Annotated in this window: 16 protein-coding genes; 8 read left to right on the forward strand and 8 right to left on the reverse strand. The window is 48.9% G+C overall.

The annotated features are described in order from the left end of the window. Positions 1–21: 21 nt before the first annotated feature. The 3 genes from SIB56_RS04755 to SIB56_RS04765 all read left to right on the forward strand — a co-directional run bounded on the left by SIB56_RS04755 (position 22) and on the right by SIB56_RS04765 (position 2,353). Positions 22–507 carry a hypothetical protein gene (locus SIB56_RS04755; protein WP_413325916.1) on the forward strand — a complete coding sequence of 162 codons (486 nt, stop codon included), beginning with the start codon at positions 22–24 and terminating at the stop codon, positions 505–507. A 140-nt stretch (positions 508–647) separates the two neighbouring features. Then, positions 648–2,153 (forward strand): terminase large subunit domain-containing protein, encoded by a 1,506-nt coding sequence (locus SIB56_RS04760; protein ID WP_413325919.1) that lies wholly within the window; start codon positions 648–650, stop codon positions 2,151–2,153. Further along, positions 2,153–2,353 carry a hypothetical protein gene (locus tag SIB56_RS04765; protein ID WP_413325921.1) on the forward strand — a complete coding sequence of 67 codons (201 nt, stop codon included), beginning with the start codon at positions 2,153–2,155 and terminating at the stop codon, positions 2,351–2,353. Before SIB56_RS04760 ends, SIB56_RS04765 begins: the two co-directional genes overlap by 1 nt. A 275-nt stretch (positions 2,354–2,628) precedes the next feature. Here SIB56_RS04765 and SIB56_RS04770 read toward each other — a convergent pair whose 3' ends face one another. From SIB56_RS04770 to SIB56_RS04780, 3 genes are all read right to left on the reverse strand, one after another. Further along, positions 2,629–3,834: a hypothetical protein gene (locus SIB56_RS04770; protein ID WP_413325923.1), complete on the reverse strand. Its 1,206-nt coding sequence runs from the start codon at positions 3,832–3,834 to the stop codon at positions 2,629–2,631. A gap of 56 nt (positions 3,835–3,890) precedes the next feature. Beyond that, positions 3,891–4,109, reverse strand: coding sequence for a hypothetical protein (locus SIB56_RS04775; protein ID WP_413325925.1), 219 nt, complete (start codon positions 4,107–4,109; stop codon positions 3,891–3,893). Between the two features lie 210 nt (positions 4,110–4,319). After that, positions 4,320–4,727, reverse strand: coding sequence for a VanZ family protein (locus SIB56_RS04780; protein WP_413325927.1), 408 nt, complete (start codon positions 4,725–4,727; stop codon positions 4,320–4,322). A gap of 318 nt (positions 4,728–5,045) precedes the next feature. On the opposite strand from SIB56_RS04780, the gene SIB56_RS04785 reads away from it, so the two are divergent. Both SIB56_RS04785 and SIB56_RS04790 read left to right on the forward strand, forming a co-directional pair. Next, positions 5,046–6,200, forward strand: coding sequence for a carbamoyl-phosphate synthase (locus SIB56_RS04785; RefSeq protein ID WP_413325929.1), 1,155 nt, complete (start codon positions 5,046–5,048; stop codon positions 6,198–6,200). Positions 6,201–6,375: 175 nt separating this feature from the next. After that, positions 6,376–6,834, forward strand: coding sequence for a hypothetical protein (locus SIB56_RS04790; protein WP_413325932.1), 459 nt, complete (start codon positions 6,376–6,378; stop codon positions 6,832–6,834). A 313-nt stretch (positions 6,835–7,147) separates the two neighbouring features. Here the strand turns inward: SIB56_RS04790 and SIB56_RS04795 are convergent, their stop codons facing one another. Beyond that, positions 7,148–9,214 (reverse strand): S8 family serine peptidase, encoded by a 2,067-nt coding sequence (locus SIB56_RS04795; RefSeq protein WP_413325934.1) that lies wholly within the window; start codon positions 9,212–9,214, stop codon positions 7,148–7,150. A 179-nt stretch (positions 9,215–9,393) separates the two neighbouring features. Next, complete coding sequence (locus SIB56_RS04800; protein ID WP_413325936.1) at positions 9,394–9,522, reverse strand: hypothetical protein; 129 nt, start codon at positions 9,520–9,522, stop codon at positions 9,394–9,396. Here SIB56_RS04800 and SIB56_RS04805 point away from each other — a divergent pair. Further along, positions 9,521–9,790: a hypothetical protein gene (locus SIB56_RS04805; protein ID WP_413325938.1), complete on the forward strand. Its 270-nt coding sequence runs from the start codon at positions 9,521–9,523 to the stop codon at positions 9,788–9,790. The genes SIB56_RS04800 and SIB56_RS04805 overlap by 2 nt on opposite strands. Before the next feature lie 271 nt (positions 9,791–10,061). On the opposite strand, the gene SIB56_RS04810 is transcribed toward SIB56_RS04805, so the two are convergent. Further along, a complete protein-coding gene (locus SIB56_RS04810; RefSeq protein ID WP_413325940.1) occupies positions 10,062–10,745 on the reverse strand; it encodes a hypothetical protein in 684 nt (227 codons plus the stop codon). A gap of 202 nt (positions 10,746–10,947) precedes the next feature. On the opposite strand from SIB56_RS04810, the gene SIB56_RS04815 reads away from it, so the two are divergent. Continuing rightward, positions 10,948–11,073, forward strand: coding sequence for a hypothetical protein (locus SIB56_RS04815; protein ID WP_413325942.1), 126 nt, complete (start codon positions 10,948–10,950; stop codon positions 11,071–11,073). Here SIB56_RS04815 and SIB56_RS04820 read toward each other — a convergent pair. Beyond that, on the reverse strand, positions 11,063–11,347 hold the full coding sequence (locus SIB56_RS04820) for a DUF1651 domain-containing protein (protein WP_413325944.1): 285 nt from the start codon (positions 11,345–11,347) through the stop codon (positions 11,063–11,065). The genes SIB56_RS04815 and SIB56_RS04820 overlap by 11 nt on opposite strands. A gap of 21 nt (positions 11,348–11,368) precedes the next feature. Continuing rightward, positions 11,369–11,638 carry a hypothetical protein gene (locus tag SIB56_RS04825; RefSeq protein WP_413325945.1) on the reverse strand — a complete coding sequence of 90 codons (270 nt, stop codon included), beginning with the start codon at positions 11,636–11,638 and terminating at the stop codon, positions 11,369–11,371. Positions 11,639–11,682: 44 nt separating this feature from the next. Between SIB56_RS04825 and SIB56_RS04830 the strand changes: the two genes are divergently transcribed. Continuing rightward, positions 11,683–11,925 (forward strand): hypothetical protein, encoded by a 243-nt coding sequence (locus tag SIB56_RS04830; protein WP_413325947.1) that lies wholly within the window; start codon positions 11,683–11,685, stop codon positions 11,923–11,925. Positions 11,926–12,069: the final 144 nt, after the last annotated feature.

The following is a 12,069-nucleotide window of genomic DNA, read 5'->3' on the forward strand; positions in this document are numbered from 1 at the left end:
AAGCAGAAACGCGAATTTCTGATGATTAGGTGCTGGGAGATGCACATCAATGGCGCACCGCAATATGCAATTGCTGCCGAGTTGGAGATAACTCAAGGTCGCGTTTCTCAGCTGATCAAACAGGCAGCCAAGAATCACCCAGTAAATAAACTCTCCATCGAAGAACGCATCGCCGTTTCAGAGGAGCGATGGAATCAATCAGAAGCGGAGATCCGCGCCGAGATCGATAAACAGGTGAAGCACGGGTTCAAAACGGTGACGCGGTTCATCGAACCCAGTGGCAAGGTTTCAGTCGAGGAGGTCACTGAGCACAGAGTGGACCCAGCTCTGCTTCGAGCCCTCTCGACGCATCACGATCGCCGTGCGCGGCAGTTGAACAATCAGCTTGCTCCTGATGCCAACGTCCAGGCGGTGCAGGTCAATGTCGTCAAAGACTTCCTCAGTCAGGGCGAGCAGCAAGGAAAGCTCAGCGCCGAGGAATGGAATCAGCAGGCGATCGATGTTTGATCCTGCGTCTCTGTCATCACCGCAGTGACGCATACCCTTCAGATGCCTGTCGTTGCAAGCTTTTAAGGCTTTAGGGCTCCCAAGAATCCGTCCATTTCAAGGGTTTTGGACGCTGTTTGGACAAGTAATTAGGCAATCAAATGAGCGCAACAGAGCAATCCAGAACCATTCAACTGAGCCCATGGCAACGGAAGGTTGCTGGCTTGGTGCAATCCGTCGATGAGCTGAACACGCTCGTTCTCGCTGGTGGCCGTGGTGGCGGCAAGTCAATTCTGATGATTTGGCTGATTGGATATTTCGCGCTGATTAGCGGCGATTCATTCAATGGTGTGTTGATCAGACGTGATCTTGCTGGCCTGTCGAAGCTCGAAGACCTGCTGTTCAAGCAGATCCCGACGTTGATGCCTGGGTCGAAGTATTTCAAGGCAAAACGTCAGTGGAGGTTGAGCAATGGCGGAACGCTGAAGCTCATCCATATGGACGCTGGAGACGCCTTTAACAAGATCCAGGGTGAAGACCTTTCGCACATCTTCTGGGATGAGCTGGGGCAGGAAGCTGATCCGCAGGTCGTGCTCAGAGCGCGGTCATCAATGAGAACAACGGATCCAACTGTGATTCCGAAGTTCATTGCCACGGCTAACCCGCTTGGCCCTGGGAGTTGGTGGATCAGGGATTACATCGTCACCAAGCAACTGCCGAACAGGATCTTCAACTGTGAGTTCTTTGGTGCTCAGCCTGCGGTCTGGGTGAAGTCCACTCTTAGGGACAATCCATTCCTGTCCAACCCAGATCAATACGAGCAGGAACTGCGTGCGAGCTGCTTTGGCGATGAATCAAAGATTGCCGCTGAACTGTTGGGTGAATGGGGGCAGATCACCGCTGGATTTTTTGGAAGTTGTCTGAGCATTGAGCGATCAATGCTGCCCGGTGATTTCCAGATTCCATGGACGCTTGACGGCGATGGAGTGCTGAGGAACGAAAGCAGAGGACGTTATTGCTGGGTTGGTGGTGACTGGGGAACGGCAAGCCCTGCATGCGTCGTGCTCATGGCAGAGGTGCAGGAGGGAATGTGGGTCGGGGAACGCCATATACCGAGAGGCAGTTGGGTTGTTGTCGACGAGGAATATGTTTGCTCGATTCAACCGGACGGATCGAGAGAATGGAATAGGGGTGATCGCTCACTGACTGCCCCGCAGTTTGTTGCAAGAGTGCGGGATTTGTATGCGCGTCATGGAATGGTGTTTAGGAGTATTGATAAGCGGAGAGTAGTGATGGATTCTGCCGTTACTGCGCAGTTGGGGTTTGGAGGATATACGGACCCAGTGACTCTTTCTTCTGAGTTTTCAAAGTATGGCTGGGAGGTAACAGGGAGTCCGAAGAGCAGTCGTGCGGTGGGATGGCAGTTGATGAAAAGTTTGCTGTGGCAAGCGGGCAGTGATGGGCCTGGGCTGTTTATTTCAGAGCGATGTGAGAGCTTATGGCAGACGTTGCCTTATTGCATTTCAGATGAGCGGAATCCAGAGGATATGGAGAAAGCTGCACCGGATCATTCTGCTGATGCTGTTAGGTATGTGCTTACTGCAGCGCAACAGGGGCAGCATCAATATCGAACGCCTTATCATTCAAGGATGACGAGTGTTTATTGATGAGACAGGTTGATTTGAATGCGAATAATGATGTGAATGATTCTGTTGCTAGGGCATTAATTCGTGCTTATCAGAGTAATAATGGATTTATGGGAAAGTCTGGCGCGATGGTTGTTAGGTCTGCTTATTTACGGATTGAGCGTGGGGAGACGACGCTGGATATGGAAGTTGGAAGGATGAAGGGGCTGAGCTTGTATTGAGCGCGTTCACGAAAGTGGGGGTTTTCGTGCGTGCGCCGAGACGTTTTGCACTGCACGTCCGAAAGAGCCCCTTTTCGGACCCGCAGTGCTGGCTGCTCTCCAGCGATCAGTTGAGGTAGCCAATAAAAACCCCCGCACTTGGCGGGGCGTGATTGATCTGAGTTGTTTGCCGGGAGTTACATCAGGAACCACACATCCTGCCCTGCCTTTCCCTATCAGGGTTTTTTATGGCTTTCATCTACTTATTGAGCATCAGGCTCCCCGGCGGTTATGAATCAAAAGAAATCACTAACTACAGCTGTCATTGATTCCACCAGATTTGATACATCGTTGTCAGAGTCATTATGAGTCGGATCGATGTCACCTAAAATGCCAGAGAAATCTGATATTACATATTTATCAGATTGTGAATCACCCCAGTTAGTGTATGGATCAAGGATGCCAATGCCAAGACTCATTGTAGATTGTGCTTCACTATGCTTTCCATCAGGCCCCCAGTTTGTGATCGGATCAAGTTGATCACTAGATCCGTTACTAGATGAGTCTTCACCGCCAGCTTGTCCATCTGGGCCCCAGTTGATGTCGCTATCGGTATCACCAAAAGACGAACCCGCTTCTTCATCATTTCCACCCTGCCCTTCGTCAATAGGGTTATTTGACTGTGTAGATGAGTCTTCTCCTTGGCCATCTTCAGGCAAAGATTGATTTGGCTCGTCATCAGAATCGTCTTCAGGTAAAGATTGATTTGGCTCTTCATCAGAATCGTCTTCAGGCAAAGATTGATTTGGCTCTTCATCTGAAACGTCATCTTGCGGCTCATTAGCAGGTTCTTTTTCTGGCTCACTTGCTGGAGTTGAACTTGGATCTTCCTCCGCTTCCGAGGTGTCAGTAGTCGCTTCATCGTCGTTAAACAAATCATAAACAAAATCACCGATATTTTCTCCCATTTCACATAGGTGGCCAGCAAATCCAACACCACCGGTTGCTCCTACGTTGCCCATAATCACCGCATCACCAGGGCCCTTTGCTGCAAGGCCAGCAGCCAGGCGACCAACGGTTCCCAAAATAATTTCACCGGTTTCGCACCCTTCAGTTTTGTCTCCATTATCAAACTTTCCGACATATCCTATTAGCTTTGAATTTCTATCATTTTCTTGATATCCGTCGAATTTATCTTTGATCTCAGTTGTATCGACACTGCCATGATCTAAAGTCATTCCCACTTGGATCTTCTTATTTAAATCCAAGTGGATTTTGCTGGCATCGAATTCAAGCTCTTTGATTTTATTGATGGTAACGCCTTTCGTAAATTTACTGGAAAAATTCGTGAATTTTGGTGCTTTTTTTGTGAAGCTTGTGTTGAATTTTGAGTAAAAGCTGAAAGTCATTGTTCTTTGTGGTGTGTGTTTTGTGTCGCTGGGATGTCTCCCTCCGACACGCACACCATCTCCGGATTCAGCGGTCCAGTTATTGACCTGCATCACAGGTGCCTGTGATGTTGCTCACAAGGCTCCAAAAGCCCTGTAATGACTTGTATTTAGAGGCTCAAACCCCAGTGCCAAGCCACCATTCGGTCAGCTTCTGCTTCGCTGAGCAATGGCACCAGGAAGTCACGCGTTAGCTCTTCTAAGACCTCCAGGCCCAGTTCCTGCAAGCCCAGATTCAGCAACAGCTTGAAGCCGTCAGGGTTGCTCTCTCTAAGCGCCAGCAGGAGTTCAGTGAGCAGCGTCACTGTGGTCAACGTGTAGACGGGCATCGATTGGGTGCAACTCCTTAAAGCATTCCCCGCTGCAATAAAAAACCCCGCACTTGGCGGGGTGTGATTGGTGTGAGGTTGTTTTGTCGGGAGATAGATAGCGACTACTCAACGCCCCCTGCTTTTCCCTTTCGGGTCTTGTATAGCTCTCAGCCCCGTGTTCATGGCTTCAGGCTTCCCGACAAATCATTGACATCACCTTTTGACTACTCAACCGCGCACCCGTCCGTCACTCTCCTCTTCCTCCTTTTTGTTTAGATAAGCAAGTGCTGCAGCGGTAGAACCGCAAGCAAAATAAGCTGTCATTTCCAAATGAGGGCTGTTCCATTTCATCCAATCTTCATTGTTTGGATCAATTGCGCTGTCTACCATGCCTATTGCTGTAGATACCGCAAATGGAATAAATGCTAAACGCCAACTACGCTGACGAATTCCATAAGGAACTGTCGCAAAAACATTGAAAACGCCGCAGAGAATGCCGGTAATAATTATATTATCGTCCTTGCGATTATCGTGAAATGTCCGAATTTTAGAAGCCATTATTTGAAGTGAATAGTGAAGGTCTCCCTCCTGGACCTCTTCACCATCTCCGGAATCAATCGGATTCACATCACCCATTCAGGTGGTCTTCCACGCGCCTGCCTCCCCTGTTTGGGTAGACCCCGCTGGCTGGCTGCTGTGTTGAATGCCCATACCGAAAATGCCTGTTTTCGGTATGGGCCTTTTTTAGTCAGGCGGCTGTGTTTCATGCCGTTTCCGAAACTCGGCATTTTCGGAAACGGCGTTTTTTGTCAGGCTGCTGCAGGGGAGAGCCGCTGTGCCACGTTCAGTTGGATTCAATAGGCACGAAATCTTCCTCAGTGCCGTTACCAAGCTCAGCCGCAGCGGGCGCAACCACGTAAAGCCCGGCATCATGCGCGGACTGATGCCTGATCCATGCTTCGCCGCCTCTCAATCGGACTGCTGGCTTCTGCTGTTGCCATTGCCCCAATGCCGTTGAAGGCACAGGACGGCAGTGCAGAGGATCTCGGTGATGTGATGAGCATCAGCCTCAAGGATGTGGTCAAACCCACCTTTGGTTTCCAGGGAGCACTGCAGGGTGCTGGCACGCCGAATCAGGCTGGTATCGGAGGGTTCCTGCCACTGTCTGTTGGCGACAACAGCGTGTGGTTCGTTGATGCACTGATCAACGCCAACTTCGCTGACCGAGCGGGTGAGAGCAGCATCATCAACACCGATGTCGCTGGCACCACTGTCAGTACCTCAACTCGGATGGGTTACCGATGGCTGAATGGAGACCGCAGCTGGATGTTTGGCATCAACGGTGGTTATGACAGCCGTCCGATGAATACAGGCGGAACCGATACCGGCATCATTGTTAGCGGCACAGAGGAGAGTGCGTTCTTCCAGCAAGTAGCAGTCAATGCGGAAGCAGTTTCCAATGACTGGAACTTCAACGCTTATGCCTTAATTCCGATTGGTGATACCGAGCAACCACTGAACTGGTTTTATCAAGGCGGTGCACTCAACACCTACGGCCTTGATTTTGGTTACTTCATCACTCCAGAATGGAATGCGTCTGTTGGTTACTACTACCAACATGGCGATCTTGGATCTGCTGATGGTTCTGGTGTGCTTGGACGCCTGGCTTATGAGATCAGTAGTGGCTTAACGGCTGGCGTAAACATCTCCTATGACGAGGCATTTGAAACCAGAGTTTCAGCCGATCTTAAAGTTCGCTTTGGTGGTGCAAGTACAACTGCACAACGCAAAGAAGTTCAACAACAACCTGTTATCAATGCTCTAACAGCAACACCAAGCAACAGGGATGTAAGGGTGCATGATTATTACTTCATAATTAAATGCTATGACAAATACGGTCGTACAATTTTCTCGTCGCCAGTCGCAGATACCGAGAGCATAACCGACCCAATGGTTACGGATGATCGTGGTAATGAAATACCTCTATTTGATTCAGAATTTCACAAAGCTTGTCGTTCTATTGGGGGAAGTCTAAACTTTGTAAAGAATCCCAAGGATGTCTGGCAACGCACAGAATTGAAGAAGGCGAAGGATGTGAAGAAGGATTAAAGTCGCTAGATAGACACGATGCAAGGCCGGTGGATTGAGCGCAGTTGAGCAGAGATAGATCAGGTAATTAGCTATTCAATAGGCACGAAATCTTCCTCAGTGCCGTTACCTATCTCAGTCTCAACGGGCGCAACCAAGCAAAGCCCGGCATCATGCGCGGACTGATTACAACTCAATGCTTCGTTCAGCGATTACATCTTGCGTCTCTCTCCTGGCAATAACTCTTGCGTATCCTCTATTAAATGCAAATGCTCAGAGGGCTGGGGGTGAGTTCTTCTGGTGCGAAGCGAAAGGCTTCACCTGGATTACTGACGCGGCAGGTAATCATCTCCCAGAAAAGAAGGCCGAGATCCGGTTGATGGTCGAAGTCGATGGACCAAACGGGAATGTGAAGTACAGCGAGCCTATCGAAGGAGATGATTGGGGTCCTTGGGGTCCTTGGCGTACTGCTATCTCTGACCGGTATGCAGACGGAAGTTGGAAGACAGTTGAACTTATAGAGGAGATAATGAACACAAAAACAGAGATCACGATATTGAAAGATGAAGGGGGAAAGTTTGCTTTTGTGAGAACGCAGAGTACGGTGTTTCCAAAGTTCTTGACAGGAGCCGAAGGTGAATGCAGACGTTATTGATTAATTAAAGCAATGCCCTATCAATTTGTGTCTCGCCTCCTTGGGAACCTTCTGATCGCAATCATTACTCAAGTCTTCAATGTCTGGCATGATTGAGCACATTAGTTATTAGTCAAGGGCAAGATGCCGTCGCCGAAACGGTGGTGACGGCGCATCCCCCGAACGAGCGAATGTCTCCGTTGACATGGACGCATTTAACAGGCATAAATTCTTCATAGAATCAAATTAAAATGGTAACAAGAGACTTATTGCTGACCATGCTGAATACTCAAGAATAATTATCACATAGTATTTGAAGAAGACCTTATGACAATTAGATGATTTCTGTAGCCTTAAAGCTAATGATATGGTCGTCAAAATCTTGATCCCCGCCTCCCCGAATATCTTCCAGACCGAATGTGTTATCTCCGAGCATTTTGAAATGGGCAAAACCATCAGTATTCGCATCTGCGAAAGCAAACCAAGTTTCGCCATTAACAACCGAAAATGGCGCTATGAAGGCTGAATCTTCAAGGACAACTTCTGAATCTATACTTTTACCATCTTCAAGACTTACATTTGAAATGCTAGAAACAATATTTGACTCAGCCAAAGCCGACGCAGAATAGTTCTCGTCGCCAGGCTTCAAAACGTTGCCTAGCGAATCATACACATGACCATACTCGTTAATAGCTTGGTAAAAGCCAGTGATAGGGTCAAATGCTGCGTTCCTAGACACAGTCACTTCACCTTTCACTTTCATAGCACCTGTTAAAAAGCTCAAATTTATAATTGGAGTTTCTGCCGACTGATTGACCTTCAGCAAATCACTTGGCCCAGTCCAATTCTCAGCTAATAAAAGGGAGTCATAAAGATTTGCCGATTTACCGCCACTCACATAAGACTTTAAAGTTGATTCAACAGTAGCCCCCGCTCTCAAAATCGCCAATGTTTCAGGAGCTGTAATTGAGCTATTAGCTGAGCGAATCAGAGTTGCCATGCCCGAAATGACAGGTGCAGACATCGAAGTACCCTGGTTCATGCCATAGCCATCACCAAATAATGAATCCACCTTTCCCACGGGGAATGTACTCAAGATTCCGTAATTGAGACTGGCCTCAATGGTTTCACCTGAATCACCAGCCTTAGGAACGTAAATGGCCTCAGATTTACTTATATCACCTCCGGGTGCTGCAATACTTGTTGTCATGCCATAGTTTGAATAAGGAGATCTATTGGCAGACGAATCAGAAGAAACTACGGAGGCAACATTTGAAAATTCTTGATTGAAATACGCCGGGGAGGAGGAATATACATCCATATTTCCGGCTTGCTCGAAGCGATTAAGGTCTCCTCTTCTATCACCTTCATTTCCTGCCGCAACTGCAATAAAAACATCCTTGTCGTAGGCTTTTTGGAATGCCGCTCTATACTCAGATTCCAAATCGAGTCTCTTGATATCGGAAGCTGAGATCTTGCGATTTCCGCCCAATGACATATTGATCACCTTGGCGCCATGATCAATGGCGTAATGCATAGCGTCTATAATTTCCCTACCATCTTTTTTGCCAGGCGCAAAAACATCCAGAGACATGATTTTTGCATTCCAAGCAACGCCCGCAACACCTATTCCGTTATTACCTTTAGCGGCTGCGATTCCTGCCACATGAGTTCCGTGATCATCAGGAATGATGTTTGGACTGTCATTAACAAAGTCCCAACCATGGATATCATTTTTGTATTGATCATCCTGATTCGCTAATGGATTCACCCAAAGATTTTCCTTAAGATCTGGGTGAGTCAAATCAACTCCACCATCAATAATCGCCAAGATCACATCTGAACCATCAGTGCGCAACTTCCACGCCTCAGGTGCAAGAATATCAATATTAGGAGTGGTGATAGACTGAGCAAACCTTCCTTCTACATCAGTAACTAGATTTGAATTCAGAAGACCTGTGTTAAAAAGATGCCATTGGTAGTCCAGAAATGGGTCATCAGTTAAGACCGCATTCTCCAAAAATGATTGACTATCGATCTCTAGTTTGTAATTGAAATTGCCATCTTTCAAGGGTTTTTCTAAATTAGTCCCCAAATTCTCTCTGACATAGACCCTCCAGCTGCCAGGCTTTAATTGCAAAAAGATGCTCTCATCTTCAGTGCCGGGATTAGATGAAGCACCAGCATTATACAAAATACCATCAACCGCCAGAGGGGCACCGCTTTTATCTAAATTAACCACATACAAGTCGAGATCTCGCTGCAACTCAGACAGAGTAAAAAATATATTTTTTTTAGCGGTTAAAGTAAAATCATGGCCATTCAAGCTACTCAGCTCGACGTCTGTCTCAAAGTCTTTTTTGGGCTGATAAGTGCCATTAATTATTTTATTCAAGGCCATGACATGTCAAATATGGCAAAGATATCCAAAAAACAAGCATAAGCAAGCCTTCAATCAGGAAATCTTTAATGACGCAACAGAGCCGCAACCAGGGAAGTGATCAGATAGACCTGATTCAACAGCAATATGAGCGTGAAGAGCAGATGTATGTACTTGACATCGAGGGATTCCGCAAGCAACTAGAACAAGGCAAGAGAAACATTGACCTCAGCAGAGGTAAGGCTGGTAAGGCGACGGATAAGTACCACCTGAAAGAGATCAACGACGCGATTAACGCTGACCTGAAGCACACCTTCGTCCGTCGCCATGCGCCCGCTACAGACGATTGCAGAGCCGTTTGCCACGGCATGGGATTGCCTCTGTGGCCAAGGCCAGTCACTCAGTGATCTTCGTGAGTTTCTGCAGGAGCTTCAGAAGATACCTGAACTAAGGGTTCGCGCAGCACTGCGAACACTGACGCGGATTCGATGGGAGCTTGAACGCACCCCTGAAAGCGCACGGCTGAATGATCCGATCGCGATCACCCTTCGTGATGCAGCAGTGATGATGTCGCAGATGCTGTCTCGCCTGCGCTGATGGCAGCAAAGAAAAGACGGAGGCCCCTACCGCCAAAGGCAAGGGCAGAAGCGGAAAACGAGATTCTGGAAAAGGGCAGATGGAGTCAGTTCACTGCCAATTCCAGGTTTCACAGCGATGAGGAAAACAAAGCTGCACAGAGGCGCTGCAAGCAACTGATTGATGGCGGTGTCGAAGCCGTTGATTGGGTCGATCTGTACGGGCAGAAGTAATTGCAGGCAAACAAAAACCCCACTCGTGAGAGCGGGGCATTGCGTTGAAACGTCGTGACTCAGTAGCTCGTACCACCAGGACCAGAATTGGTTCCGAGGTTGTCAGTGGGCATTTCGAACTGTCCTGTCATGTAGGTCGAACCACCAGGACCAGAGGTGCTGCCGAGTTCAGCAACAGGGTTCAGTGATCTCCCGAAGCTGTCCATCCCAGCGGCTGGCTGGAAGGGATCATTTTCTAAAGGAAGATCGCCCTTAATAAGGCTAAAGGATCCAGCGAAGGTTTCAGTCATGTAGGTCGAACCACCAGGACCAGAATTGGCGCCGATGTTCTCCCTGACGCCATTTCGCATGCCCATCAGGGAGTTGGCGCCGATGTTCTCCCTGACGCCATTTCGCATGCCCATCAGGGAGTCGCCGCTACGACCTGGCTTGAAATGGTTATCGCCAACAATCACGCTGCCTTTGGCATCAATACCTTGAGGCTTAAAAGGACCCTCACCACTGATGGGGCCAAGCATTTTTGGATCGCCTTCACCAAATGTCTCTGACAGAGAGCCAATCGGACCTGTGTCGTAACCCCGAGGGTCAGGCTTGTAGCTCGGATGAATGACGCCGATCTCATCGCCTTGGGTGGGCATGTAGCTGGGATGAATGACACCAATCTCCTCTCTCTGGGTGGGCTTGAAATTGGTCGTTTCGTTCAAGGCATTGAAGGTACCGGTCAGCTCATCAGCAGGCTGCATGGAGCCGGGGTTGATCAGACCAGTGCGGAACTGCGGATGAATGACCGACTTGCTGGTTTCTTGGAACTGCGGATGAATAACTATGTTGTTTTCCCGTTGTTGGGGCCTGAGGTTGGTCGTTTCGTTCAAGGCATTGAAGGTGCCGGTTAGCTCATCTGCTTGAAACCCAGTTTTGACGTCGCCCAATTTCATGAATGCAGCCATGGATCTGAAAACGGTGGAGGGTTGTTCCCTCTCGATGGACACACCATCTCCGGATTCAGCGTCTGACTCGATGACCGGCCTCATGCAGGGCTGTGAGGTTGGTCACAGTGGCGTCACCACCTAGGCGGGCACCGTTTCCAGCCACCTGACTTCTGCATGGTCTCCCAGGCTTCGATGGCGTTATGGCGCAGCATGCGTCTGATGACTGGCTGACCCCTGCCGCGTAGCGGTCTGGTCTCGACAACAACCCACTGAGCATGGGCTGTCGGATTGGCATTGCGGAATCGGCAGACCTTCTGCTCCTGGGCACTCATTAACCAGCCCTCACCATCCTTTGGCGGGTGTCTCTCGACAAGCGGGCGGTCTTTGTTCGGCATGCCGCCACGATGGCGAAACAACACCGGCTGTTCGTGCTGCCTTCAGCGAATCCGCCCAACGCCGTAACCAACCAACAACCCTGCAGCACCGCCTAGGACTCCTCCCGTCAATGCTGCTCGTTGAGTGACGTTGAGACGCCCACCAAAAACGATGGCAAGAGCCACAACCACCAGCAGCCCGGATGTTGCGACCACTGCATCAAGGCTTTGATGCTTGCTTGTCTTGCCTGATGGCTGAGCCTTTTTCAGCTTGCCTGCCTGTTGATCCAATTCACGTTCGATCCTGTTGATCTCGTCGTGAGGGGCAGCCATTTGATCCAAAGCACCAAAATGATTCTGGTCATTGCCGTTCGCCCATGCTCAAAGTCGAGCTGACGTGTCTGCAGGGATTGGCGGATCTTGAGCAACTGGAGGGACCGTGCATGGAGGTACTGGGTGATGGAGACCCTGAAGGGGTTGCGACGGTTATCAGGCTGGGGCTGAGTCATCTGGCGATGACTGCCAAGCGACTGACCGATGCAATGGTTCTGGATCGGCTGGATGCAGAGCTTGATCAGATCGACGCATCAACGCCTGCACGGTTCAACTGTTTCTCATAGTGCAAACCGTTTGAATGGTGTATATTTAGGAGGTAAATAAGGGGTCTCTATATATAAGTTAAGCTTATACAATATTAGCAATACTAATCAATTAGAGGTTGACAATTAGCCGAATTTGTGTTATATTAAAATTGGCGGGTAAGG

It is taken from the genome of Synechococcus sp. MIT S9503, assembly GCF_047304175.1.
Lineage (GTDB): Bacteria > Cyanobacteriota > Cyanobacteriia > PCC-6307 > Cyanobiaceae > Synechococcus_C.

Coding starts and splice junctions, on each gene's coding strand:
- SIB56_RS04780 (WP_413325927.1), bottom strand. CDS start 4,727: ATGGGTGATGTGAATCCGATTGATTCCGGAGATGGTGAAGAGGTCCAG.
- SIB56_RS04775 (WP_413325925.1), bottom strand. CDS start 4,109: ATGCCCGTCTACACGTTGACCACAGTGACGCTGCTCACTGAACTCCTG.
- SIB56_RS04765 (WP_413325921.1), top strand. CDS start 2,153: ATGAGACAGGTTGATTTGAATGCGAATAATGATGTGAATGATTCTGTT.
- SIB56_RS04795 (WP_413325934.1), bottom strand. CDS start 9,214: ATGGCCTTGAATAAAATAATTAATGGCACTTATCAGCCCAAAAAAGAC.
- SIB56_RS04760 (WP_413325919.1), top strand. CDS start 648: ATGAGCGCAACAGAGCAATCCAGAACCATTCAACTGAGCCCATGGCAA.
- SIB56_RS04815 (WP_413325942.1), top strand. CDS start 10,948: ATGGATCTGAAAACGGTGGAGGGTTGTTCCCTCTCGATGGACACACCA.
- SIB56_RS04830 (WP_413325947.1), top strand. CDS start 11,683: ATGCTCAAAGTCGAGCTGACGTGTCTGCAGGGATTGGCGGATCTTGAG.
- SIB56_RS04825 (WP_413325945.1), bottom strand. CDS start 11,638: ATGGCTGCCCCTCACGACGAGATCAACAGGATCGAACGTGAATTGGAT.
- SIB56_RS04785 (WP_413325929.1), top strand. CDS start 5,046: ATGCTTCGCCGCCTCTCAATCGGACTGCTGGCTTCTGCTGTTGCCATT.
- SIB56_RS04755 (WP_413325916.1), top strand. CDS start 22: ATGATTAGGTGCTGGGAGATGCACATCAATGGCGCACCGCAATATGCA.
- SIB56_RS04770 (WP_413325923.1), bottom strand. CDS start 3,834: ATGCAGGTCAATAACTGGACCGCTGAATCCGGAGATGGTGTGCGTGTC.
- SIB56_RS04810 (WP_413325940.1), bottom strand. CDS start 10,745: ATGCAGCCTGCTGATGAGCTGACCGGTACCTTCAATGCCTTGAACGAA.
- SIB56_RS04790 (WP_413325932.1), top strand. CDS start 6,376: ATGCTTCGTTCAGCGATTACATCTTGCGTCTCTCTCCTGGCAATAACT.
- SIB56_RS04805 (WP_413325938.1), top strand. CDS start 9,521: ATGCGCCCGCTACAGACGATTGCAGAGCCGTTTGCCACGGCATGGGAT.
- SIB56_RS04800 (WP_413325936.1), bottom strand. CDS start 9,522: ATGGCGACGGACGAAGGTGTGCTTCAGGTCAGCGTTAATCGCGTCGTT.